Source organism: Streptomyces sp. NBC_00669, from assembly GCF_036226785.1.
Taxonomy (GTDB): domain Bacteria; phylum Actinomycetota; class Actinomycetes; order Streptomycetales; family Streptomycetaceae; genus Actinacidiphila.
The window spans coordinates 5,122,154-5,146,927 of record NZ_CP109018.1 but is presented as its reverse complement, the minus strand read 5'-3'; the positions used below and the strand labels follow the sequence as shown (position 1 = coordinate 5,146,927).

The 24,774-nt window shown below is 73.0% G+C and carries 19 protein-coding genes and 3 tRNA genes; 10 read left to right on the top strand and 12 right to left on the bottom strand.

Features of this window, described 5'->3' with window-relative positions; genetic code table 11:
* The first annotated feature begins 235 nt into the window (after positions 1-235).
* Positions 236-772, top strand: coding sequence for a MarR family winged helix-turn-helix transcriptional regulator (locus OG896_RS21570; protein WP_329367752.1), 537 nt, complete (start codon positions 236-238; stop codon positions 770-772).
* A 94-nt stretch (positions 773-866) separates the two neighbouring features.
* On the opposite strand, the gene OG896_RS21565 is transcribed toward OG896_RS21570, so the two are convergent.
* The 7 genes from OG896_RS21565 to OG896_RS21535 all read right to left on the bottom strand — a co-directional run bounded on the left by OG896_RS21565 (position 867) and on the right by OG896_RS21535 (position 7,640).
* Entirely contained in the window at positions 867-2,057 is a 1,191-nt protein-coding gene (locus tag OG896_RS21565; RefSeq protein WP_329367750.1) for a hypothetical protein, read from the bottom strand.
* Positions 2,058-2,303: 246 nt separating this feature from the next.
* A complete protein-coding gene (locus tag OG896_RS21560; protein WP_329367749.1) occupies positions 2,304-2,735 on the bottom strand; it encodes a hypothetical protein in 432 nt (143 codons plus the stop codon).
* Positions 2,732-3,442 carry a vWA domain-containing protein gene (locus OG896_RS21555; RefSeq protein WP_329367747.1) on the bottom strand — a complete coding sequence of 237 codons (711 nt, stop codon included), beginning with the start codon at positions 3,440-3,442 and terminating at the stop codon, positions 2,732-2,734. The genes OG896_RS21560 and OG896_RS21555 overlap by 4 nt, the downstream gene beginning before the upstream one ends.
* The gene (locus tag OG896_RS21550; RefSeq protein ID WP_329367745.1) at positions 3,439-4,653 is read right to left on the bottom strand and encodes a serine/threonine protein kinase; all 1,215 of its coding nucleotides are present in this window, start codon (positions 4,651-4,653) and stop codon (positions 3,439-3,441) included. The genes OG896_RS21555 and OG896_RS21550 overlap by 4 nt, the downstream gene beginning before the upstream one ends.
* Positions 4,650-5,828, bottom strand: a complete 1,179-nt coding sequence (locus OG896_RS21545; protein WP_329367743.1) for a serine/threonine protein phosphatase — start codon at positions 5,826-5,828, stop codon at positions 4,650-4,652. The genes OG896_RS21550 and OG896_RS21545 overlap by 4 nt, the downstream gene beginning before the upstream one ends.
* Positions 5,829-6,052: 224 nt before the next feature.
* The gene (locus OG896_RS21540) at positions 6,053-7,087 is read right to left on the bottom strand and encodes a zinc-binding dehydrogenase (protein WP_329367741.1); all 1,035 of its coding nucleotides are present in this window, start codon (positions 7,085-7,087) and stop codon (positions 6,053-6,055) included.
* Between the two features lie 181 nt (positions 7,088-7,268).
* Positions 7,269-7,640, bottom strand: a complete 372-nt coding sequence (locus OG896_RS21535) for a DUF2255 family protein (RefSeq protein ID WP_329367740.1) — start codon at positions 7,638-7,640, stop codon at positions 7,269-7,271.
* A gap of 272 nt (positions 7,641-7,912) precedes the next feature.
* Here OG896_RS21535 and OG896_RS21530 point away from each other — a divergent pair, with 272 nt between their 5' ends.
* Entirely contained in the window at positions 7,913-9,988 is a 2,076-nt protein-coding gene (locus OG896_RS21530) for a serine/threonine-protein kinase (RefSeq protein ID WP_329367738.1), read from the top strand.
* 146 nt (positions 9,989-10,134) lie between these two features.
* Entirely contained in the window at positions 10,135-10,959 is an 825-nt protein-coding gene (locus OG896_RS21525) for an FHA domain-containing protein (protein WP_329367736.1), read from the top strand.
* On the opposite strand, the gene OG896_RS21520 is transcribed toward OG896_RS21525, so the two are convergent.
* A complete protein-coding gene (locus OG896_RS21520) occupies positions 10,945-11,550 on the bottom strand; it encodes a TetR/AcrR family transcriptional regulator (RefSeq protein WP_329367734.1) in 606 nt (201 codons plus the stop codon). The genes OG896_RS21525 and OG896_RS21520 overlap by 15 nt on opposite strands.
* Before the next feature lie 189 nt (positions 11,551-11,739).
* Here OG896_RS21520 and OG896_RS21515 point away from each other — a divergent pair, with 189 nt between their 5' ends.
* Together OG896_RS21515 and OG896_RS21510 are read left to right on the top strand one after the other, a co-directional pair.
* Positions 11,740-12,531, top strand: coding sequence for an SDR family oxidoreductase (locus tag OG896_RS21515; protein ID WP_329367733.1), 792 nt, complete (start codon positions 11,740-11,742; stop codon positions 12,529-12,531).
* Between the two features lie 333 nt (positions 12,532-12,864).
* Positions 12,865-14,613: a TIGR03767 family metallophosphoesterase gene (locus OG896_RS21510; RefSeq protein ID WP_329367731.1), complete on the top strand. Its 1,749-nt coding sequence runs from the start codon at positions 12,865-12,867 to the stop codon at positions 14,611-14,613.
* Positions 14,614-14,629: 16 nt separating this feature from the next.
* Here OG896_RS21510 and OG896_RS21505 read toward each other — a convergent pair whose 3' ends face one another.
* Together OG896_RS21505 and OG896_RS21500 are read right to left on the bottom strand one after the other, a co-directional pair.
* Complete coding sequence (locus OG896_RS21505) at positions 14,630-15,148, bottom strand: hypothetical protein (protein ID WP_329367729.1); 519 nt, start codon at positions 15,146-15,148, stop codon at positions 14,630-14,632.
* A 144-nt stretch (positions 15,149-15,292) separates the two neighbouring features.
* Entirely contained in the window at positions 15,293-16,135 is an 843-nt protein-coding gene (locus OG896_RS21500) for a PhzF family phenazine biosynthesis protein (protein WP_329367728.1), read from the bottom strand.
* Positions 16,136-16,396: 261 nt separating this feature from the next.
* On the opposite strand from OG896_RS21500, the gene OG896_RS21495 reads away from it, so the two are divergent.
* The 4 genes from OG896_RS21495 (at position 16,397) to OG896_RS21480 (ending at position 20,842) form a co-directional block, all read left to right on the top strand.
* Positions 16,397-16,471: transfer RNA gene (locus OG896_RS21495), tRNA-Asp, on the top strand.
* A 4-nt stretch (positions 16,472-16,475) separates the two neighbouring features.
* Positions 16,476-16,549: transfer RNA gene (locus OG896_RS21490), tRNA-Phe, on the top strand.
* A gap of 206 nt (positions 16,550-16,755) precedes the next feature.
* A complete protein-coding gene (gene hrpA, locus OG896_RS21485) occupies positions 16,756-20,721 on the top strand; it encodes an ATP-dependent RNA helicase HrpA (protein ID WP_329367726.1) in 3,966 nt (1,321 codons plus the stop codon).
* A 46-nt stretch (positions 20,722-20,767) separates the two neighbouring features.
* Positions 20,768-20,842 (top strand) — tRNA-Asp (locus OG896_RS21480).
* A 735-nt stretch (positions 20,843-21,577) separates the two neighbouring features.
* Here OG896_RS21480 and bldC read toward each other — a convergent pair.
* Positions 21,578-21,784: a developmental transcriptional regulator BldC gene (gene bldC / locus OG896_RS21475; protein WP_003949541.1), complete on the bottom strand. Its 207-nt coding sequence runs from the start codon at positions 21,782-21,784 to the stop codon at positions 21,578-21,580.
* A gap of 503 nt (positions 21,785-22,287) precedes the next feature.
* On the bottom strand, positions 22,288-23,145 hold the full coding sequence (locus OG896_RS21470; RefSeq protein ID WP_328465717.1) for a hypothetical protein: 858 nt from the start codon (positions 23,143-23,145) through the stop codon (positions 22,288-22,290).
* Positions 23,146-23,326: 181 nt separating this feature from the next.
* On the opposite strand from OG896_RS21470, the gene OG896_RS21465 reads away from it, so the two are divergent.
* Complete coding sequence (locus OG896_RS21465) at positions 23,327-24,469, top strand: Leu/Phe/Val dehydrogenase (protein ID WP_329367724.1); 1,143 nt, start codon at positions 23,327-23,329, stop codon at positions 24,467-24,469.
* Positions 24,470-24,774 lie beyond the last annotated feature (305 nt).

Genomic DNA, 24,774 nt, shown 5'->3' with positions numbered 1-24,774 from the left:
CCACGCGGGTTCCGCGGTTCGCGCGGTGCCCGCGGCCGTCGGTCCAGCCGTACTCGCCGGTGGCGCAGGTGATGCAGGTGGCGCAGGCGACGCCCCGGTTCCGGCGTCCGTCCTGCCCTACGCTGCCCTGGTCGGGCCCTGTCACGGCTCCCCGCCGTGCGCTCCCCGGGCCACCGACAATCATCGGTATAATGCCGATATTAACATGCATCGTACCGGTATTGGAGCGAGACCCGTGAGCGTGGACGGCAGCCTTGAGGCGCTTGACGTGATCGAACGCCAGACCGCGGTGCTGGTGCGCAACTTCGAGATGTTCTACCGCCGCACCGACATCCACGACGATCTGGACCGGGCGGAGTACCTGCTGCTGCGCACGCTCTCCGAGGTCGGGCCGCAGGACATCAACACGCTGGCCGCCTCGCTCGGCCTCGATCCGTCCACCGCGGGACGGCAGGTCTCGGCGCTGTGCCGGCAGGGCCTGGTCGAGCGCGCGGCGGCCGCCACCGACCGCCGGCGCAGCATCATCACGCCGACCGCCGCCGGGCTGCGCCGCATGGACGCGGTCCGCACCGCCCGCGCGGAGAGCCTGGCCGACATGCTCGGCGGCTGGACCGAGGAGGAACTGCACACGCTGGGCGCGATGTTCGCCAAGTACAACGGTGCGGTGGCTCGCAAGTTCCTCGCCGATGCCCATGCCGATGCCGATGCCGGTGTCGGTGTCGGTGTCGATGCCGACGCCGAAAGCGCGCCCGCGCCCGTCAACGCCCGCTGACCGTAAGCCCGTTGGCGGTCGGGCCGCACCGCGCCGCCGTACGGCCGGTGCTCTCCGACCCGCTCCGACCCGCTCCGCCGTGCGTCCGGGCGGCTCACAGCGCCGACTTCGAGACGTACGACGTGCTCCACGTCGCCTTGCCGCCCTCGTACGCGGTCAACTTCCCCGACACGAAGCGGTAGTCGACGCTGCCCGTCGCGCCGGTCCCGTCGACGGGCACGTCGAAGCCGCCGGTGATCCGCTTCGCCGCGCTGGCGCCCTCGATGGTGCCCGACGGGCCGGGCGGTCGGTCGTTGAAGTAGAAGTCGCCGCCGGAGGTGTGGCAGAAGGCGTACTCCTCCGCCCCGTCCGTGCGCCGGTACACCGCGAGCAGTTCGGTGCCCTCGCGGTACTTCGCCGGAAGCACTTCGAGCAGCACCTCCGGGCAGACGGTGCCGGCCCGGACGGTGGCCGTGGCCTTCGCGGGCTCCCCCGCGGACGTGCTCGCGGCCGTACTCGCGGCCGGGTCGGACGGCACCGGGGAACCGTACCCCGACCCCGACCCCGACCCGGACCCGCCGAACATCGCGTCCCAGTGCGAGACCAGCAGCACGATCCCCGTGACCACCGCCGCCACGACGAGCAGCAGGCACCCGCAGCCGATCACCTCGTCCTTGGTGCTCGGCGCGGGCCTTTCCGCCCCCTCGGCGGCGGTGCGCGAGCCGGCGGTACGGGCCGGGGTGCGCGCAGTGGTGCGAGGCGGGGTACGGGGTGGCTTGCGGCCCGATCCGGAGCGGGGCGCGCCGGGGCGCGGGCTCAGCGTGGCGGGGCGGCTCGGCTTGGGACGTTCGAGCGCGTCCGCGAGACCGGGGACGCCGGTCACCAGATCGGCCTTCGGGGTGCCGTCCGGGTGGAAGAGGTCGGGCAGCAGCCGGACCATGTCGGGCGTGGCCCGGAGCCCCGGCGGCCAGCCGACCCGGCGCAGCACCTCGTCGGACGGCTCCCCGAGAACGCCGCCCGGGTCGCGGGCGGTCCGGCCGGGACCGCCCGAGCCGCTCTTCGCGGCGGGCCGGGGCCCGGTCCCTTTGCGCTTCGCGGCGCCCTTGGACCCGCCCTTGGGCCCACCCTTCGAACCGGCGGCCGCGCCAGCCCCCCGTCCAGTCGCGGCCGCCGGGGCCGCGGGGGCCGCTGGCGCGGCGGGCGCCTCCGTACGCTCGCTGCGTTCGGTGCCGCAGATGTCGCACACGGCCGCGGCGGCGCCGTTGTACGTGTCGCACGCCGCGCACCGCCAGGTCGGCCCGGTCACGCGCGCCTCCGTCCCCCGCGCCACCGGCAGCCCACCGGGAACGATCCGCCCGTACGGCAGCGCGGCCACGGCCCCGCCGGCACCCGGCCGGGGGCGGGCCACCGCGGTCCCGGGCACACCGGCGGCCGGCCCGGGACCCGGCCGCACCTCCCGGGCCGGCCGGACCGCCCACCCGGCGAACCCGGGATACCCGGCTCACCCGGTCCGTCCGGCCCGTCCGGTCCGTCCGGTCCGTCCGGCGGCATCTCACACGTCCGCGTCGGTGAGGCGCCGGGTCACCCAGCACAGCAGCGCCTCGGTGGGCGGGGAGGCGGGGGCGGCCAGCCAGTCCGGGTCGTCCGGCGGTATCCGGGCGGGCCGTTCGGCCACCACCTTGCTGCCGTCGGTCCAGGCGGCGTCCTCGATTCCGTAGACACCCACCAGCGTCTGCACGAACCGCCAGGCGTCCTCGGCGTGTTCGGGTCCGATCACGGCGGCGACCGTGACGTGCCCGTCGTTGGGCCCCGCGTCGCCGGGCCGGAAGCGGAACACCAGCCGCAGTCCGCCCTCGCGGCCGAACGGGTGCCCGTAGACCGCGACGCACGCCTCGGGCGCCATCGACAGCTGGTTGCCGCCGGCCCACCGGAACTCCAGCCGCTGCCCCGCGGTGAGCAGCGCGTCCACGCCCTGCAACCTCACAGGCTGTTCGCGATCGTCTCGATGATCTCGTCCATCTCGAACTCCTCCAGCCCCTCGCCCGCTTTCGACGGAAAGTGCAGCGTGAGGTCCCACTCCTCGCCGATGGCCTCCTTCCAGGGCTCCTCCTCCGGCGCGAAGAGCACCAGCCGCTTCGCCGACTGCTCCATCACCGCCATCTGGCTGCGCGCGTAACCCCACTGCTCGAACAGCTCGTCCAGGCTCGCCGGGATGTCGCGCGGATACGTCTGCGTGCCCTCGCCGACGGTGCCCAACGGGTGCGCGGGCGCGTCGGTGAAGACCACGATCACGTGCCGGCGCCGGTCAAGGCCCTTCTCCCAGGGCGAGTTGACCGCGAGCGCGAGGGCTTCGAGGCCGGACTCGGGGTAGTCGCCGCCGCCGGTGGCGCGCAGCCCGCGGACGAACCGCTCGAACTCGGCCGCCTGTTCGGGCAGCCGCAGGAAGCCGGTCTGCTCGATCGCGTCGTCAGGGTTGTCGCCGAAGTCGCGGAACGCCACCACCCGCAGGCGCAGTTGGCTGATCTCCTTGCCCTTGCTCGCCATCATCCCGTGCAGCCGCTGGTGGAAGCGGAGCGAGCTCTCCTTCACGGCGTCCAGCACCGGGTTCATGCTGCCGGTGATGTCGATGCACATCACGATGTCGACGGCGTACTGCAGGTTCCCGCGGTACTTCTCGATCTCCGCGCTCATGGGTCCTTCCTCGGCTCAGGGGTGGTGGGGTGGCGGCCGGCTCGGCCACCGAGGTTGATCCGGACCCGGGACCGGGTGGGTGCGGGGGCGGGCGGCACGGACGGCGGCCCGGTACGGTCGGCGGCGGGCGCGCCCGGTCCCGGGTCCGGGTCCAGGTCCGGGTCCGGAACCGAAGAAGCGTCGCGAGGAAGACCGGCGGGCGAACCGGGCGATGTATCAGGCGAGTTGCCGGCAGACCTGCCGGCGGGCCCTTCTGCGGGCCGGTCGGATGACCTGTCCGGCAGGTTGACCCGCAGCCGGCTCTCCCGGTGCGGCTCGCCCAGCGCGCACACCCCGGGGTCCCGCAGCGCCGCGAGGAACTCCTCCGCGCTGGGCCGGTCCCCCGGCTCCCGCGCGGCCATCGCCTTGACCAGGCGCCGCATCGGGGTGCTCAGCCGGGGGTCGTACGCCAGCGGCTCACCGGAGTTCACCGCGTCGGCCGGCGAGCCGAACCGCTCGCCGTAGCTGGGGAGTTCGCCGGTCAGCCAGAGGTGGGTGATCAGGCCGAGCGCGAAGACGTCGACCGCCGTGGTGAGGTCGGCGCCGTCGACCGACGCGGCGCCCTGGACGTAGCGCCGCCACTCCGGGGCACCGTAGAGCGAGTCGCCGGCGATCTCCTCGCGGCCCGGCGGCTCCCCGGCCACGTAGGCGTCGTCGAAGTCGATCAACTTGGCGGTGTGGAAGGCGGTTTCGGCGCGCTTCCGGACCAGCACGTTGGCGGGCTTGAGGTCGCCGTGCACCACGCCGATGCCGTGCAGCATGCGCACGCTGGCGCCCAACGTCTTCAGCAGGACGGCCAGTTGGTGCGGGTCGAGGGTGTGCGGGTGGTCCAGGGTGCTGGTGTCGATCCGCTCGGTGACCTTGTAGTAGGTGCTGCCCTGGTGGAAGAAGTCGGTGGCGAGCACCAGGTTGCCCGCGCCCGGGGCGTCCGGCCGCAGCAGTTCCATCACGGCCCGGTGCCGCGCCTCGAAGTGCCGGCAGGTCTCCATCCGGATACGGCGGCTCTCCGCGCTCCCGCCGCCGCCCTCCCGGGGCCGCTTGGGCTCCAGGAACCGCTTGAGGAAGTACTGCCCGCCGTCCTTCTCGGCGAACGCCCACACGCACTTGCCACCGCCCGCGTTGGTCGGGTCGGTGGCGACCAGGTAGCCGCCGACCACGTCGCCTCTCTTCACGCGCCCGCCTCCGGCCCCGCCGGCGGCACCACACGCCGCTCCGGCCGCTGTGCGGGCAGTACGGGCGGCAGCGGCGGCATGTACCGCTCGTAGCCGGGCCGGTACGCCCGCCAGGTCTCCTCCTGCCAGTGCCGCAGCGCGTCGAACCCGGCCGTGCCCGCGCCGAACCCGCCTCCCCCGTCCGGCACTTCGGCCCCCGCCCGGCCCGCCTCCCGATCCCCGCCGTACCGCTCGGGGAAGGTGGCGACGTATGCCGCGACCACCGCCCGGTACCGCTCGCGGAACGCCTCGCGCAGCGCCCGGAAGTCCGGGAAGCCCAAGGCGGCGAGACCGAGCGACGCGTCGTCGGCGGTGTACGCCTGCACCGCCGTCCGCAGCCGCGCCGCCCAGTCGGCCATGTCCCCGGCCCGGCCGAGCGTGCTCAGCAGCAGGTACTCGAAGAGCGCGGGCGTGTGCACGTAGCCGAAGAAGCCGTCGGTGCCGGCGAGCAGCACGCACGGAAGCGCGAACTCCCGCCTCCCGGACGCAGGTTGGGCGTCGACGGTGAAGTCGCGGTCGGCGCAGACCACGTTCGTCATCGGCGGGTCCTGGCGGAGCTGGTCGAGCGCGTCGTCCTCGGTGGTGTGGTCCCGGGTGAGCGCGTGCAGTCCGCTGCCGGGCAGCAGGGCGTACGACCGGGAGTCGCCGGCCCACAGGGCGCGCCAGCTCACCCGGTCGGGGCCCAGGCGGTAGGCCACGGCGGACAGCGTGGTGGGCAGGGCGCGCCGCATGGAGCCGGTGATCTTGCCGCGGGCGGGGGGCGCCGCGGCGCGCAGGGTGCCGCGCAGATGCTCGGCGAGCCGGTCCGCGGTGTCGGGTTCGCCGTGCTCGACCAGGCGCTGGAACCAGCGTTCGGTGCCGAGCCTGGCCGCCCGGGCGCCCACCCACGCCCCGGTGTACGTCCGCCCGTCCGCCCCCTGCCAGGCCGGTGCCGCCCCCGAGCCGCCCGACCCGTCGAACACGGCCAACAACCCCGCCCCGCTGGGCACATGGTGCAGCACCAACGGTTCCGCGTCCTCCCCGTGACCAGGCCGCCGCTCCGTCCACACGCCCAACAGCCGCACCCCGTCCGCCCGCCCGGCCCACGACGACTCCCCCGGCCGCGCCCCCACGGCAAGGTGCTGCGACGCACTCATCCGTCAGCCCCTCCGCCGTCCCGACCGCTCCGCTCCACCCCCTTTACCTACCGCCGCTCCAACGGGACCCCTCCCGCGCCCGCACCCCAGGAGCGCGCGGGGGTAGCGCCCAGGCGTAGCTCCGGGGGGAGAACGGCGCGGCCCCGAACGGGCGCGGGGAACGGCGCGACCAGCCCCCACCGCCAGGTGGTCCCTCAACCGACAGCACCACCCACCCCGGAGGGTCAGGGGCGGACCAACACCTTCAGGGCCTCGCGGTCGTTCATCGCCCGGTACCCGTCGGCGATCTCCTCCAGGCCGACCGTACGGTCGAAGACCCGCCCGGGCGTGATGGAGCCGTCCAGCACGTGCGGCATCAGCTCCTCGATGTACGCCCGCGCGGGCGCCACCCCACCCGTGAGCGTGATGTTGCGCATGAAGTCGGGGAACCCGAACGGGACTTCGGAGAACTGCGGCGCACCGACCCGGCTGATGGTGCCGCCGGCCCGCACCACCCCGAAGCTCTGCACGATCGCGTCCTTGAGCCCGACGCATTCGAGCACCTTGCGGGTCCCCTCCCCCCGGGTCAGCTCCCGCACGCGGGCGACGCCCGCCTCACCCCGCTCGGCCACCACCTCGGTGGCACCGAAGTCGCGCCCGAGGTCGGTGCGGGCCTTGTGCCGCCCCATGAGAATGATCTGCTCGGCGCCCAGCAGCTTCGCGGAGATCACCGCGGCCAGCCCCACCGCGCCGTCGCCGACGACGGTGACGCTGTCACCGCGGCCGACCCCCGCGGTGCGCGCCGCGTGGTATCCGGTGCAGAGGACGTCGGAGAGCGTCAGCAGGTCCGGCAGCAGCTCCGAGTCCTCCGTGACCGGCAGCCTGACCAGGGTCCCGTCGGCGTACGGCACGCGGGCGATCTGCCCCTGACCGCCGTCCACACCGTTCACGCCCCACTGCCCGCCGTGCAGGCAGGAGGTCTGCAACCCCTCCCGGCAGTACACGCAGGTGTTGTCGGCGTAGACGAAGGGCGCCACGACCACGTCGCCGGGCCGCAACCCGCGCACCTCGGAGCCGGTCTCCGCCACGACACCGAGGAACTCGTGCCCCATGTGGCGAGGGTTGTCCGTGGGCGGCAGCGACTTGAACGGCCACAGGTCGCTGCCGCAGACGCAGGACAGCACGATCCGTACGACCGCGTCGGTCGGGTTCTTGATCTCGGGGTCGGCGACATCCTCGACGCGTATATCGTCGGCCGCGTACAGCAGTGTGGCGCGCATGAGCAGGTGTTCCTCACGGTGTCTGGGATGTCCCGGGTGATCCGGGTGATCCGGGTGATCCGGGTGATCCGGGTGATCCGGGTGATCCGGGTGATCCGGGTGATCCGGGTGATCCGGGTGATCCGGGTGATCCGGGTGATCCGGTGCGGGGGTCGGCGGGGCGGCCGGCCGGGGTCGGGCGTCAGCGCGGTTCGAGCCCGAGCGTGGCGGTCCGGGCACCCTCGGTCAGGACGTGCTCGACGATGCCCGTGTAGCGCCCGTACTTCGTGCGATACGCGGCGTCCACGTCCGCGTACTCTCCGGGATCGGCGTCGCGGAACGCCACCTGCCGCCGTACGCCTCCGGCCTCGACGAGGCCCTCGTGCCGAGATCGCGTGCCCCGGTACCAGGGGCCGTCCGTGCCCTTCACCGAGCGCACGTAGAGGCGGTCCCCCACGCGCACCACCCACATGGTCACCGGTGCCCGCAGGGTGCCGTCGGCGCGTTCGGACCGCAGGTCGAGCTCCCCGGCCGTACCGATCTTCTCCAGGTCCGCGTCGTTCCAGTGCGTCATGCCCTCACTCCCTCAGAACCGTGACTGCCCCCTCATCCACGGTCACGCGATCCCGGCGCCCCGGCCAGCCGAACGCCCTCGCCCCCACCCTGCCGCCTCCGCCCACCCCCCAACCAGGCCGAGCCCACCCAGGGAACCCCCAGCGGGGGCACACCAGGACCCCCCACCGCCAGGTGCCCCCGGAACCGACAGAACCAGCCACCCCCGAGGGTCGGGGACGGCCATACTGTCTGCGGCGGATGGGTCATGCGTGACGGGTGAGGGATGCGCGAGTGCGCCTGGGTGCGAAGGTCGGCGAGCGCTACCGCCTGACGAAAGGCCCGATCCGAGGCGGCTCGGGCGAAGTCTGGCTCGCCCACGACGAGGAACTGGGCCGGGACGTCGTCCTGAAGAGGGTCCTGGGCGTCGAGAGCCCCACCGGCTTCGACCGGCTCCGCGCCGAAGCCCGCGTCCTCGCCCGTTTCAGCCACCCCCACGTGGTGACCCTGCACGACGCCGTCCGCGTCGGCCGGCGCAACCGCGCGACCACCTACCTCGTGATGGAGTACGCCCCCGGCGGCAGCCTGGACCACCGCCCGCCCCTGCCCCCGCACCTCGCCGCCCACCTCGGCGCGCAGATCGCGGACGCGCTGATCGCCCTGCACACGGAGGGCATCGTGCACGGCGACATCAAACCGGGCAACGTCGTGGCCACCGGCCCCCGCACCGTGAAACTCGCCGACTTCGGCGCCGCGTACCGGGTCGGCGGCAAGGAGACGATCACCCCGAACAGCGCGATCGGCTACACCCCCGACTACGCCGCGCCCGAAGTCGTCCGCGGGCAGCCCGAGCCCGCCTCGGACGTCTTCTCGCTCGCCGCGATGGTGTACGCCCTGATCAGCGGAGATCCGCCGCGGCCCCCGGGTGCGCCGGGCGCGGGATCGTACCGGCCGGGCCCGGAATCCCGGCGGAACGTCGAACTGACCGCCGACGTGGGCCCGTTGCGGGAGCCCCTGACCGCGATGCTGCGCCGCGACCCGGGCGCGCGGCCCAGCGCGGCCGAGGCGCTGGAGCTGCTGCGCGCGGCGGCCGGACCGGTCGCCGAACTGCCCGCGCTTCCCGACCCGTTGGAGCCGACGGAGCGCAGCAGCGGTACCGCGGAGGACCGTTCGGAGCCCGCCCGCTTTCCTCCCGGCCTGTTCCGCCCCGGCCTGTTCCGCCCCACCCCCTTGCGTCCCGGCCGATTCCTACGGGACCACCTGCGGTCGGTCGTCGCGGTCTCCGCGGCCGTGGTCGTGCTGGCGGCGGCCGCCGGAGTGTGGGCGGCGAGCGGCGGTTCGGGCGGGGCGTCGGCCGCACCCGGTTCCGCGCCCTCGGGCCGCCCCGCGCCGAAGGCGCCCACGTCCGCCGGCTCCGTCTCCGCGGCCCTCTTCGGCGACCAGCGCACCGCCGACCCCTGCGCGCTCGCGAAGCCCGCCGTGCTGGCGAAGTACGGCGACGCCGAACTCGACCCGGCATACGGCAACTTCGACCGGTGCGACGTCATCGTGGACACCAGGTCCGGGCCGGAGATCGACATCGAGGTGGAGTTCGTCGACGGCTCGGCGCAGCCCACCGGCACCGTGCACACCGCGGGCCGGGTGCGCGTCGTGGACGAGCCGGCGGACGGCGGCGAGTGCGACCGTACGCTCCTGCTCGACGGCGCCGCGGACACCGGCGGCGGCAACAGCGCCGGCAACAGCAACAGCGGCAACGGCGGCCACGACCACGGCGGGCGGCACCGTTCCACCAGCGTGCACGCCGTCGTCACCGCGAAGCCGGCCGACGACTCCGACCCCTCCTCCACCGTGCTGTGCGGCATGGCCGACACCGCCACCACCGCCGCGGTCGCCGCCCTCAACGCCGTGCCGACCGGCGGCCGACTCCCGCGCCGCACACCCGCGTTGCCCGCCGAGTCGCTGGTCGACACGGACGCCTGCACGCTGCTGACCGCGACGGCGCTCGAAGTCGTCCCCGGCATCGACGCCAACGACCCGGACGTCTCCTACGGCAACTGGGACTGCTCGTGGCAGAGCACCACCAGCGACATCGACGTCGACCTCGCCTTCGACCGAGGCGAGCCGCCCACCGCCGACGACGGCACCTCCACCCGCCTCGGCGGCCACCGCGCCTTCGTCGCCCCGCCCGACTCCGACGGCGACCACACCGCCGTGGTCGAGGTGGTCTACCGCACCTACACCGACGACCACGGCGACCGGCTCGCCGAGACCTTCGAGTTGGAGGTCAGCGGCTCGGGCGGCGACGCGAGGCTGCGCTCCATGGCGACCCGGCTCGCCGCCGCGGCCGCCGCCCGGCTCCCCACCCGCTGACCGGTCTGCGGAGGGGTCCCGCGCCGGCCGGGCACACTCGGACAAAGAGGTGCGCGACGAGAGTGGAAGGCGCACGGGGGACACCGCGGGGCCGTGCACCGGAGGGGAGCGCGCGGCCCACCCCCGCCGCCGATGAGGAGGAGACAGTGAACAGCCCGGACAGCCTCGCGCGGGGCGCCGCGCCCGCCAGCCCCGGCACGCTCCACGCCCGCACCGTGACCGGCGGCATCAAGGTGGCACCGCGCGCCGGGCTGGTGGTCAGGTTCGGCCGCGGCGAGCGCCCGGACGACGTGGACCTGCCGGTCGGCGAGGACGACCTGCGGGTCAGTCGCCGGCACGGCGAACTCACCTACCGCAAGCGCCAGTGGTGGCTGCGCAACACCGGCCGGCAGCTCGTCCGCCTGCCGCACGGCCGCCTGATGCACACCACCACCGACCCGATCCCGCTCGTCCCCGGCTACACCCCGGTCTTCGTCAAGGGCTCCGGCTTCCGCGAGCACCTGGTCGAGCTGTACGTCACCGGCCACGACGAGCGCGGCGCCGTACCCCGCCGCCGCGCCGAGACCCTGCCGCCCAAGCTGTGGCCGCTGGACGACGACGAACGCCTGCTGCTGGTCGTCATGGGCCAGCACTACCTGCTCTACGAGGACGGCCCGCGTCCGCTGGCATACCGGCAGACCGCCGAGCAACTCGCGTACCTGCGCCCCGACGACAACTGGAGCGTGCGCCGGATCGAGTACAAACTCGCCTCCGTACGGCGGCGGTTGCACGAGGGCGGCTTCCCGTACCCGCTGATGCACGACGGCGACGCGGGCACCCCGTGGGACAACAACCTCCTGCACAACCTCCTCAAGGGCCTGGTCGAGTCCACCACGCTGGTGCCACCGGACCTGGACCTGATGGAGACCGAGCCGGACGAGGACGGCTTCGGCGACGAGCCCGCGGACGCCCCCGGGTCACGCCCCCGCTGAACCCTCCGCCGACGCACCCGCCGACGCACCCGGCCGCGCCCGCAGCCCGTCGAGCACGAGGCCGAGCAGGTGCCGGGTGCGCGGCTCCCAGTCCGGCCCCTGGTCGCTGCGCCACAGGAAGTCCACCAGGAGCAGCACGTCCGGCGCGTCCACGTCGGCGCGCACGGCGCCGGCGTCCTGCCCGGCCCGCAGCAGCGAGCCGATCGTGTCGATCACCCGGTCGTAGTACTCGTTGGACAGGTCCGCCCGGGTCGCGGCCTCCACGGCCTGCGCGACGCCGTGCTTGATCCGGCCGTACGCCGCCAGCCGGTCCAGCCACAGCCGCAGGGCGTCCAGCGGCCGCTGCTCGTGGGCGCGCAGCAACTCGGGTGCGGCGCGCAGCAGTTCCTCGATGTCCTGCCGGTAGACGGCCAGCAGCAGCGCCTCTCGGGTGGCGAAGTGCCGGTAGAGCGTGCCCTGGCCGACCCCCGCGCGCTTCGCGATCGAGTTCAGCGTCGCGTCGGCCGACTCGGTCAGCGCGACCCGGGCCACGTCCACGATCCGGGCCCGGTTCTGCTCCGCGTCGGCCCGCCGAGGTGCTCGCTCGGTCACGAGGCGCCCTTCCTTCCCTCCGGTCCGGCCGCGCCGCCGCACCGCGCCGCGCCGTGGCAGGGCGCGGCAGGGCGGGACCGGGCCGGGTCCTTTGCTAAGCGGACACCTGTCCGCTACGTTGGAATGGAAGTGGACGCGTGTCCGCTTCCCCCTCCGACGATACCGCGAACCCCCGGCAAGGAGCAGTCCATGTCCACCGCAGCACCCGCGACCCCCGCCTCCGCCGCATCCCCTTCCTCCCCCACGCCCCCGCTGCACGGCAAGGTCGTCGCCCTCACCGGCGCGAGCAGCGGCATCGGCGAGGCCACCGCGCTGCTGCTCGCCGCGCGCGGCGCCCGGCTGGTGCTCGGCGCGCGCCGCACCGACCGGCTGGACGCGCTCGCCGCGCGGATCACCGCGGCCGGCGGCGAGGCCGTCACCGCCAGGACCGACGTACGCCGCAGCGAGGACCTGGCGGCGCTCGTCGCCCTCGCCGGGCAGCGCTTCGGCCGGCTCGACGTCCTGGTGGGCAACGCCGGCATCGGCCCGGTCTCCCCGCTCGACGACCTGCGGCTCGAGGACTGGGCGGACATGGTCGACATCAACGTGAAGGGCCTGCTGCACGGCATCGCCGCGGCCCTGCCGGTCTTCCGCGCCCAGGGCTCGGGGCACTTCGTCACGACCCTGTCCACCGCGGGCCTGCGGATCGTCCCCGGCCAGGTGGTCTACGCGGCGACCAAGAACGCCGCCCGCACCATCTGCGAGGGCCTGCGCCAGGAGGCCGGCCCGCACATCCGCGTCACCTCCGTCTCCCCCGGTTTCGTGCACACCGACTTCGCGGCGGGCGCGGCCGACCCGCGGGTGCGCGCCGAACTCCTCGCCAAGCGCGACGAGATCGCCATCCCGCCGGACGCGATCGCCCGGGCCATCGGCTACGCCATCGAGCAGCCGGCGGACGTGGACGTCAACGAGATCGTGATCCGCCCGACCGCCCAGAGCTGAACTCCCCCGAGCAAAGCCGCACTTCACCCCGCGAACCCGAACCCGGCCACGTGCCCCCGTACGAACCTGCGCCGCGTACGGGCATCCGCTGCGTACGGACCTGCGCCGCGTACCGCCGCCGTCGCTTCACGGCCGGTTCACGCGGCGGCCAACCCGCCGTGAAGATGCGGCGGGACCCTGGCGGTTGGCCATTACCGGCTGGTAATACGGAGCTGGGCGCGCGCCGGGCACGTCTCCGGCACGGGCCGAGCGACGCCCGACACGCCGGCCGGCGAACGGCCGGAGCAGCAGCCGCACGAGCGCCAACCCCGCCCACCGTCAGGAGACTTGTCCATGCGCGCAGCCAGCAGACGCCAGTTCCTCTCCGGTGCCTCCGCCGCGGCGGCGGCCGCCGCCCTGACCCTCGTGGACAGCCCGTTCGCGTCGGCCGCGGCCCACGACCGCGCGGTCGCCGCGACCGCCGCGCGCGCCGTCGCGGTCGAGGGCACCACGCTCGCCCAGGCCGCGACGGCGACCGGCACCGGCACGTACAAGAGGCTTGCGGCCGGGCCCGGTTGGCCGCTGGTGGTACGCGGCGAGCTGGCCGCGGCCGGCTCCGGGCGGGACACCACGCGGACCGGGCTCGCCTCCTTCGTGCAGTTCACCGACCTGCACCTGGCCGACACCGAGTCGCCCGTGCGCTTCGAGTACCTGGCGCAGTACATCGACTCCGCCTACCGCCCGCACGAGGCGCTGACCGTGCGCGGCGCGGCCTCGCTGGTGGACCGGGTCAACTCCCTTTCCGGCGGCCCCTACACGGGCCTGCCGTTCTCGCTGGTGATGGCGACCGGCGACAACACCGACAACCACGAGCAGGTCGAACTCGACTGGTACCTCACGGTGATGAGCGGCGGCGCGATCACCCCGAACACCGGGGACACCTCGCGGTACGAGGGCGTGCAGAACTCCGGTTCCGCGCTGTACTGGAACCCCGAGTCGTCCTACCAGGACCACTACAAGGCGGCCGGCTTCCCGCAGGTGCCGGGCTTCCTGGCCGCGGCCGGGAAGCCGTTCACCGCGACCGGGCTGCGCACCCCCTGGTACACCACGGTCGGCAACCACGACGACAGCATCGAGGGCACCCTGCCCGACCTGGGCCTGCTGGGCTCGCTCTACACCGGCGGCGGCAAGATCGAGGGCGTGGACGACGCGACCGCGGCCAAGCTCGCCGACGCGATCCAGCACGACCCGGCGACCGCGGTCGCCCTCCTGCTCGGCCTGCTCGAAGGCGGCGGCCCGGTCCGCTCGGTCACCCCCGACGCCCGCCGCGCCCCCTTCACCCCGAAGCAGTTCGCCCAGGCGCACCTCGACACCGCCCGCACCGGCCCCGGCCCGTACGGCCACGGCTTCACCGCGGCGGCGGCCGACAGCGGCAAGCTCTACTACACCTTCCCGATCTCCGACGGCGTCCTCGGCGTCAGCCTCGACACCACCAACCGCGCCGGTTGGGCGGACGGCTCCATCGGCTCCGCCCAGCTCAAGTGGCTGGAGTCGGTGCTCCAGTCGTACAGCACCCACTGGTACGACACCGACGGCAACGTGGTCCGGCGCGGCTCCCAGGACCAGCTCGTCGTCCTGTTCAGCCACCACACCAGCACCACCATGGGCAACACGCTGCCCGACCCGTACAACCTCCTCGACGGCCGGCACACCGGCACCGAACTCGTCACCCTGCTTCAGCGCTACCCCAACGTGGTGGCCTGGGTGAACGGCCACACGCACGCCAACCTCATCACCCCGCACGGCCACGCCGTCCCCGAGCGGGCGTTCTGGGAGATCAACACCGCCTCCCACGTCGACTTCCCGCAGCACGCCCGGCTGATCGAGATCGCCGACAACCACGACGGCACCCTGTCGCTCTTCACCACCCTCGTCGAGTCCGCCGCCCCCTACGCCACCGACTTCGGCACCACCACCGAGCCCAACCTCGCCGCCCTCTACCGCGAGCTCTCCTTCAACGACCCCTACGCCACCCCCGCCGCCAAGCTCGGTACCTCCGCCGACCACAACACCGAACTCCTCCTGGTCAAGCCGAGCACCTGACCGCCCGCGCGGCGGATCAGCGGTGCGAGATCGACAGGTCCGCGGTGCCCCCGTGCACCGACCGGACCCGTACCGAGATGCCGTTCAGCGCGGCGGTGCCGCCGGGGCTGACCCCGGACTCCAGGTGGGTCCCGGCGCCGTTCGCCTCGATGGTGACCCCGTCGGGGCCGATGTGGGTGACCTTGAACGCGGAGAAGCCGAACCGGCCGTCCACCGGGACGGTGACCGGCCGGGAGACGGTGATCTCGCAGGTGCCGTCGTAGCAGGCGTGGAGATCGGTGGTGGCGGCGCTCGGGGACGCGGTGGCGGGAGTGGTCGCGGTGGTGGGAATGCTCGCGGTGGCGGGCGGGACCGGGGGCGGCGCGGGCGCCGGCGCGGTGGAGGTCGCGGCCGCGGTGGTCGCCGGTGTCCGCCCGGCCCCCTGGGCGGTCCCGCTCCCGTGCCCGTCGCCGTGCCCGCCCGACCCGCACCCCGCCAGTACCGCGGCCGCCAGCACCGCGCCCGCGACGTACCCGCACCGCATGTGTCCGGCCATCGCTCGACTCCCCGCTCGCGCCCCCGGTCCACCCGGGTCCGCCCCTTCCGGCGGCTCCCCCAGGTCTACCCGGTGCGACCCGGGACCCGTCCCGAGCCGGCCGTACCGCCCCCGTACGGGTGACGCGCGGCGCCGGGCCTGACGTCAGTCCGGGATCGGTACGGCCGCGCCGCGCACGCTGATGCCCTCGGCGGGGTCCGCGGGGACGCCGACGGTCAGCACGCTCGGCCGGCCCATGTCGTCGCCCTGGTGGATGGTGAGCTCGGCCGGCAGCGCGACCAGGCCCAGCTCCCGCAGGTAGCCGCCGAACGCGCCGGCCGCCGCACCCGTGGCCGGGTCCTCGACCACACCGCCGGGCGGGAAGGGGTTGCGGGCGTGGAAGACGGTCTCCGACTCCCGCCAGACCAGGTCGACCGTCGTCCAGTCGCGGCGGCGCATGAGGTCGCCGAGCGCGGCCATGTCGTAGTCGAGCGCGGCCAGCCGCTGCCGGGTCGAGGCGGCGATCACCGGGTGCCATGCGCCGGCGTAGGCGATCCGCGGCGGCAGCGCCGGGTCCAGTTCGTCCGCGGACCAGCGCAGCGCGGCGAGCAACTCCGGCAGGTCGTCCGGGGCCGGCGGCACCGACCTGGGCGGCACGCTCACCAACTCGGCGGTGATCACGCCGTCGGCCCCCACCGAGGTCCCGACCCTGACGAGCCCGGCCCGGGTGTGGAAGTCCCGTGCGCCGGGGCCGTGCTCACGCGCGTGGGCGACCGCGGTGGCGATGGTCGCGTGCCCGCAGAACGACACCTCGGCCAGCGGGCTGAAGTAGCGGACGTCCAGGCCGCCGTCGGGGCGGGGCACGGCGAACGCCGTCTCCGAGTAGCCGACTTCGGCGGCGACGGCCAGCATCGCGGCCTCGTCGGCGCCGCTCGCGTCCAGCACCACGCCCGCCGGGTTCCCCCCGGAGGCGTCGGTGGCGAAAGCCACGTACCTCAGCACGTCCATGGCCGCACGCTACCCAGCGCGTCATGACACCGTCAAAGCTCTTTCCCAAGCCGTACCTGCGCCCGCGCGGACCTGGTGCGTACGGGACCCCGCCCCGATTCTGCTACGCTGATCCAGCGACATCAGCCCGCCGAAATGTCCGAACGGTCACAGGAAATCCCCAGGGGTTTCCGGGGGCCCGGAAGGCATGGCGCGGGCGTCGCGGAAAACCGGTGCGAGAGCGGGGCACATCATGTGTCACACTTGTGCCGCACCAAGCAAGGTCCTGTGGAGCAGTTTGGAGTGCTCGCCACCCTGTCAAGGTGGAGGCCGCGGGTTCAAATCCCGTCAGGACCGCTGCGGCTGGGTAGCTCAGTTGGTACGAGCGACCGCCTGAAAAGCGGTAGGTCGCCGGTTCGACCCCGGCCCCAGCCACCGCACGACACAGGGCCCGTTTCCATCGGAGACGGGCCCTGTGTCGTTGGCGCGGGCGCCCCGGCAGGCCCCCCGACGGGCACCCGGTAAGCAACCGGCAGGCACCCGCGGGCACCCCGTGGACCGCGCCCGCGTCCGGACGCCCCGAAAACCCCGCCGAAATGGGTTCGCCCGTCCTCCCCGGCAGGTGCGATGCTGGATCGCGTATGTCTACGCAACCCTCCTCCTCCGCCGAGTTCTCCGGACTCGCCGCGCGGCTGCCCGCGCTCTCCTCGCGCGACGAGCAGCGGCTCGGCCGCCGGCTCGACGGCGCCCGCCGCATCCGCAAGCCGGAGGCGCGCACCGCGGTGCTCACCGAGATCGACACGGAGATCGGGAGGGCCGAGGCCCGGATAGCCGCCCGCCAGGCTGCTGTGCCGCGGATCACGTACCCCGAGTCGCTGCCGGTCAGCCAGAAGAAGGACGACATCCTCGCGGCGATCCGCGACCACCAGGTGGTGATCGTCGCCGGTGAGACCGGCTCAGGCAAGACCACCCAGATCCCGAAGATCTGCCTGGAGCTGGGCCGGGGCGTGCGCGGCCTGATCGGCCACACCCAGCCGCGCCGGATCGCGGCCAGGACGGTCGCCGAGCGCGTCGCGGAGGAGCTGCGCACCCCGCTGGGCGAGGCGGTCGGCTGGAAGGTCCGCTTCACCGACCAGGTGGGCGACTCCACCCTGGTCAAGCTGATGACCGACGGCATCATGCTCGCCGAGATCCAGACCGACCGCGAGCTGCGCGCCTACGACACGATCATCATCGACGAGGCCCACGAGCGCAGCCTCAACATCGACTTCATCCTCGGCTACCTCGCGCAGCTGCTGCCGCGCCGCCCCGACCTCAAGGTCGTGATCACCTCCGCCACGATCGACCCGCAGCGCTTCTCCCGGCACTTCGGCGACGCCCCGGTGGTGGAGGTCAGCGGGCGCACGTATCCGGTCGAGGTGCGCTACCGGCCACTCCTCGAAGAGGGTTCCGCGGAGGCCGACCGGGACCAGATCACCGCGATCAGCGACGCGGTGGACGAACTGCAGGCCGAGGGCCCGGGCGACATCCTGGTCTTCCTCTCCGGCGAGCGGGAGATCCGCGACACCGCCGACGCCCTCACCAAGCGGCAGTTGCGCGGCACCGAGGTGCTGCCGCTGTACGCGCGGCTGTCGTCGGCGGAGCAGCACCGCGTCTTCCAGCAGCACACCGGCCGCCGCATCGTGCTGGCCACCAACGTGGCGGAGACCTCGCTGACCGTCCCGGGCATCCGCTACGTGATCGACCCCGGCACCGCCCGCATCTCCCGCTACAGCCACCGCACCAAGGTGCAGCGGCTGCCGATCGAGCCGATCAGCCAGGCCAGCGCCAACCAGCGCAAGGGCCGCTGCGGCCGCACCTCCGACGGCATCTGCATCCGGCTCTACGACGAGGACGACTTCCTGTCCCGTCCCGAGTTCACCGACGCGGAGATCCTGCGCACCAACCTCGCCTCGGTGATCCTGCAGATGACGGCGGCCGGGCTCGGCGACATCGCGAAGTTCCCGTTCATCGACCCGCCGGACAGCCGCAACATCAAGGACGGCGTCCAGCTCCTCGAAGAGCTCGGCGCGCTCGACCCCCAGCAGAAGGACCCGCGCATGCGGCTCACCCAGACCGGCCGCAAGCTCGCCCAGCTCCCGGTCGACCCGCGGCTGGCCCGCATGGTGCTGGAGGCGGACCGCAACGGCTGCGTGCGCGAGGTGATGGTGATCGCGGCCGCGCTGTCCATCCAGGACCCGCGCGAGCGCCCCGCCGACAAGCAGGCGCAGGCCGACCAGCAGCACGCCCGGTTCAAGGACGAGAGCAGCGACTTCCTCTCCTTCCTGCACCTGTGGGCGTATCTGCGCGACAAGCAGAAGGAGCTGTCCTCCTCCGCCTTCCGCCGGATGTGCCGTTCCGAGTTCCTCAACTACCTGCGCATCCGCGAGTGGCAGGACATCTACAGCCAGCTCCGCTCGGTCGCCCGGTCCCTCGGCATCACCATCGAGCCCGAACCCACCGGCGACCAGGACGCGGCGGACCCGCAGCGGGTCCATGTGTCGTTGCTCGCGGGGCTGTTGTCGCATCTGGGCCTCAAGGACACCGACAAGAACGAGTACCTGGGCGCCCGTAGCGCGAAGTTCGCGGTCTTCCCCGGCTCCGCGCTGTTCAAGAAGCCGCCGCGCTGGATCATGTCGGCCGAGCTGGTGGAGACCTCCCGGCTGTGGGCGCGGGTCAACGCGAAGATCGAGCCGGAGTGGGTCGAGCCGCTCGCCGAGCACCTGGTCAAGCGCAGCTACAGCGAGCCGCACTGGGAGAAGGACCAGGCCGCGGTGATGGCGTACGAGAAGGTGACGCTCTACGGCGTCCCGCTGGTCGCCCAGCGCAAGGTGAACTACGGGCGGATCGACCCGGAGACCTCGCGCGAGCTGTTCATCCGCAACGCCCTGGTCGAGGGCGACTGGCGCACCCACCACCAGTTCTTCCACGACAACCGCAAACTCCTCGGCGAGGTAGAGGAGTTGGAGCACCGCGCCCGCCGCCGCGACATCCTCGTCGACGACGAGACGCTCTTCGACTTCTACGACGGCAAGCTGCCCGAACACGTCGTGTCCGGCGCCCACTTCGACTCCTGGTGGAAGCACAAGCGGCGCGAGGAACCGGAGTTGCTCAACTTCGAGCACTCCATGCTGATCAACGAGAACGCGGAGGCGGTCACCAAGGCCGACTACCCCGACTCCTGGCGGCAGGGCGCGCTGAAGTTCCGGGTGACCTACCAGTTCGAGCCGGGCGGGGACGCCGACGGTGTGACCGTGCACATCCCGCTCCAGGTGCTCAACCAGGTGGTGCCCGACGGCTTCGACTGGCAGATCCCCGGCCTGCGCGAGCAGGTCGTCACCGAGCTGATCCGCTCGCTGCCCAAGCCGATCCGCCGCCACTACGTCCCGGCGCCGAACTACGCGCAGGCGTTCCTCGACCGGGTCGCGGCCGGCCCCGACCCGCTGCCCGTGGTGCTGGCGCGGGAACTCCAGCGGATGGTCGGGGTACGGGTCTCGGCGGAGGACTTCGACCTGTCGAAGGTGCCCGACCACCTCAAGATCACCTTCCGGGTGGTGGACGAGCGGCGCCGCAAGGTCGCCGGCCACGCGGAGGACAAGGACCTCGACGCGCTCAAGCAGCGGCTGCGGCCGAAGACGCGGGAGGCGATCACCAAGGCGTTCGAGCGGGCCTCGGACCCGGCGCTGGCCACCATGGAGCAGCGCACCGGCCTCACCGACTGGACGGTGGGCGCCCTCCCGCGCACCTTCGAGACCAGGCGGGCCGGGCAGCCGGTCAAGGCGTACCCGGCGCTGGTCGACGAGGGCGCCACGGTCGCGGTGCGGCTGTTCGACACCGAGCCGGAGCAGGCCGAGGCGATGTGGCGCGGCACCCGCCGGCTGATCCTGCTGAACGTCCCGGTCAACCCGGCGAAGTTCGCCGCCGACAAGCTCTCCAACCAGCAGAAGCTCGCGCTGTCCCGCAACCCGCACGGCAGCGTGCAGGGCCTCTTCGAGGACTGCGCCACCGCGGCCGCGGACCGGCTGATCGCCGAGCACGGTGGGCCCGCCTGGGACGAGGAGAGCTACCGCAAGCTGTTCGACGCGGTACGGGCCGACCTGGTCGAGCTGACCGGGCGCTCCATCCAGCAGGTCCAGCAGGTGCTCGCGGCCTGGCACTCCTGCGAGCGCCGGCTGAAGGACACCGCGAGCCTCGTCCTGGTCGCGAACGTCCAGGACGTCAAGGAGCAGCTCGCCGGGCTGGTGTACCCCGGTTTCGTCACCGGGGCGGGCCTGAAGCGCCTCCCGGACCTGCTGCGCTACCTGGTGGCCGCCGACCGCCGCCTCCAGCAGATGCCGACGGGCGTCCAGCGCGACACCACCCGTATGGAGAAGGTCCGCGAGATCCAGGCGGAGTACGCCGAGCTGCTGGCCGCCCAGCCGGCCGGACGCCCGGTCCCCGCCGCCGTCCGCGACATCCGCTGGATGATCGAGGAGCTGCGGGTCAGCTACTTCGCGCACGCCCTGGGCACCGCGTTCCCGGTCTCGGACAAGCGCGTCTTCAAGGCCCTCGACGCCGCCTGGTCCTGAGTTCGACCGCACCCCCTGACCTGCTGTACAGTCTGACTCGCAACGAGGTCCTGTGGAGCAGTTTGGAGTGCTCGCCACCCTGTCAAGGTGGAGGCCGCGGGTTCAAATCCCGTCAGGACCGCAGCAGATGGCAAAGCCCGTCCCCCGAGCCCCGGGAGGCGGGCTTTCCGCCGTCCCCCCCCACCAGACAACGAAAGCCCCTCACCCGGACCCCGGGAGGCGGGCTTTCCGCGGTCCCGTCCAGGCTCGGGCGAGCGTTCGGCCGTCCCCACCCAGGTCGCGGCCCCACACCGCCAACCACACCCCCGTACGCGGGCTTTCCGCCGCCCCCTGGGACCCGCCGGCACGCGGGGGCGCGCTCCGCGGCCCCAGGCGCGCGCGTGCGGGCCGTTCCGCGCGCCGGGGCGACCCGGCCACGCGCCCGGCAAGTCCCGTCGGCCTGCGAGGAGTTGAGGGCTTCCGTCCCGCCGGGCCGGCGACCGGGGCAGCCGCGGAGGCACGACGGCACCGAAGACCCTAACGGGCCAAGCCGGTTCATTACCGCATCGCAGGCAACAACCTCAAGTGCCGCACATGTGACGGGAGTCACGCGAACTTGTGGGACACATAAGGAACTGGAGGCCCTGCGCAAGGCTCTCGATTTAATATGTGCAATGGTACCCACCTGCATCACGTGTGACCGGGCACACAAAAAAGAGGATCGCATCGGACCCGGCGGAGTCCGATGCGATCCTCTTACGGTCATACGGTGTTGCGTCCTGCTGTTCGCCCTCCCCTCGGGCCTCCTGATGGGGGCAGGTGGCCTTCGGACGGCGACGTATGGGGTAGGGGCCCCACAAGCCGCCCAAAAGGGCTGTCAGGCCTCGCTGCGCTGCTGCGGAATGCCCGCAAGCAGCGCACGGACCTCCGCCTCGCGGTAACGGCGGTGCCCGCCGAGCGTGCGGATCGACGTGAGCTTGCCTGCCTTGGCCCAGCGCGTGACCGTCTTCGGGTCGACGCGGAACATGGTGGCGACCTCAGCGGGTGTTAGCAACGGCTCGGCATCAGGGGTGCGAGCGGTCATGAGCGGCCTCCTCGAGAGAACCGAACCAACGCGGTTCTTTCCTCTTAAATTCTGCACCTTGACCCGCGTTGCCCGATATGGGCGAACGCGGGCCGAGTCGGTAATAGGACGAACGGCTTGTCCTCGGCACTACAACTACACCATCCGTCCAGCCGCGTCGGCCAAACCGATGGATTTGCCCTCTCAGGTGTTCAAGCTCGACGGAAGCCGATGGACCGGGCCATAGCGGACAGTCACACCAACGTGACGATCAGTCACAGCGCGATCATCCGCCACATCCCCACCTTCGATGCGAGCCCGAGGCGGACCCGATGTCCCATTTTGGCATGACAGATGGTGATGCAGGCAAGAGTCCGGTTACGTGCTCTGCGTCACGCTTGGGCCAATAGCACCATCACCAGGGGCAGAAGCACGTCGCGGGCCGGACCGGAGACAACACCCGGCCCACCCGGAGACAACAACCCGTCAGATACCGACCGCCCCGCCGTGCACCACGGCCCGGCTCAGTTCGCGAACTGGAGCTCGCGCACCGCCCGCCACCGATCGGTCAGCCGCTCGTACGCCGTGCCGGCCGCCGCCGAGTCGCCCTCGCGCAGCGCCGCCAGCCCCTCGGCCGCGTCCGCCGCCGAGCGGTCGGCCGCCAGCGCCTCCGGGCCGATCACGTGCACCAGCCCGCCGTAGTCCAGTTCGACCAGCGAGCGCGGGTGGAACTCCTCCAGCCAGCGCCCCACGTCGATCAGCCCGTCGACCAACGGGCTCTCGTCCAGCGCCTCCTTGAGCACCCGCAGGCCGCGCGCCACCCGGCGCCGCGCCTGCACCATCGGGGTGCGGTAGCGCATCATCGGCTGCTTCGACCCGCCCGTGGCGTCCTCCGCGCCGACCGGTTCGTACTCCCGCTCGTCGTCGCCGACGAGGATGAACCAGCGCACCGGCACGTGCCAGGTCGCCGAGCGAATCCAGGGCCGCGCGTCGGGGTTCCGCTCGCGCCACGCCTCGTGGTCGGCCGCGGCCTGCCGCCTGACCACCGGCGGCACCATCGCGTCGAGCACCGGGGCCGGCAACTGTCCCTCCAGTTGCTCCAGCGCCATCCAGCCGCGCAGCCGGGTCCGCCACGGGCAGACGTGCGTGACCCCGCCCACCTCGGCGATGAACGCCTCCCGGCTCTCGTGCACCGGCACCGCGATCGGCGGCACCGGCACCAGCCCGGCCAGCGACTGCCTCAGCTCGTCCTGTGCGCCGCGCTCACGGCCCGCGGCCGCATACCGGTACCAGTGGGTGCGTTCGGGCTCGGGAAAGGCCGCCAGCGGCTCGTACACCCGCAGATACGACGTGTACGGGACCAGTACCGCCGAACCGCCCACGCCCGCTCCTCCAACGCCGTACCCGCCGTGCCGACGCCTCCGATCGTCCCACGGGACCGCCTCCGCCGGAGGTGATCCCGGCCACTGGGTGCAGGGCCTACGCTGAGGCCATCGAACCCTCCGCCACCCGTACGGGGGGCGAGACACCCGAACCCAATGGGACCGCGAGCACCACCGGACTATGGGAGTCACCACCGTGACCGACGTACGTCAGACCGACGGCGGCAACGGCGCCGCCGTCATCGCCAAGCTGTTCCGATCGGAACAGGGCGGACACGAGCAGGTCGTCCTGTGCCAGGACCGCCCGACCGGCCTGCGGGCCGTGATCGCACTCCACTCCACCGCCCTGGGCCCGGCCCTCGGCGGCACCCGCTTCCACGCCTACTCCTCCGACGAGCAGGCCCTGGACGACGCCCTCAACCTCTCCCGCGGCATGTCGTACAAGAACGCCCTGGCCGGCCTCGACCACGGCGGCGGCAAGGCCGTCATCATCGGCGACCCGGACACCCTCAAGACCGAGGAGCTGCTGCTCGCCTACGGCCGCTTCGTGGCCTCGCTCGGCGGCCGCTACGTCACCGCGTGCGACGTCGGCACCTACGTCGCCGACATGGACGTGGTCGCCCGCGAGAACCGCTGGACCACCGGCCGCTCCCCCGAGAACGGCGGCGCCGGCGACTCCTCGGTGCTCACCGCCTTCGGTGTCTTCCAGGGCATGCGCGCGGCCGCCAAGGCCCAGTGGGGCGAGCCGACGCTGCGCGGCCGCCGGGTCGGCGTCGCGGGCGTCGGCAAGGTCGGCCACCACCTGGTGGGGCACCTCGTCGACGACGGCGCCGAGGTCGTGGTCACCGACGTGCGCGCCGACGCGGTCGCGCGGATCACCGCCCGCCACCCGGGCGTGACCGCCGTCGCCGACGCCGACGCGCTGGTGCGCACCCCGCTGGACGTCTACGCCCCCTGCGCGCTGGGCGGCGCGCTCGACGATCCGACCGTCGCCGCGCTGACCGCCACCGTGGTCTGCGGCGCGGCCAACAACCAGCTCGCCCACCCCGGCGTCGAGAAGGACCTCGCCGACCGCGGCATCCTGTACGCCCCCGACTACGTGGTGAACGCCGGCGGCGTCATCCAGGTCGCCGACGAACTGCGCGGGTTCGACTTCGAACGGGCCAAGGCGAAGGCCGCGAAGATCCACGACACCACGCTGGCCATATTCGAACGCGCCAAGGTCGACGGAGTGCCGCCCGCGGTGGCCGCCGACCGGCTCGCCGAGCAGCGGATCGCCGAGCGCACCCTGGCCGCCGACTGGCTGCGGCCGAGCCTGGGTTGAGCCTGGGTTGAGCCGTCGTCGAGGTCCCCGGACAGGGGCGGAACGGGCCCGTCCGGGGGCCTCGGCGTGACCGATAGCACGGCCCGATAGCAAGTTCGCGCTAGAAGAAGGTAAAATCGGGTCTGACCAGGAACGACAGGGCCGCAAATATCCCCTGTTCCGACGCGCGTCGTGCGGGCGACGTACCGTGCGGCGTCGGAAGCAGGTACCGTTGAGGCCCTACGGACCGGTCTCTCTCCAAGGAGGCCGTCCGGATCATGAACGCGTGTCAAGACTCGGGGCCGTCGAGCCCCGCCGTTAAGGGG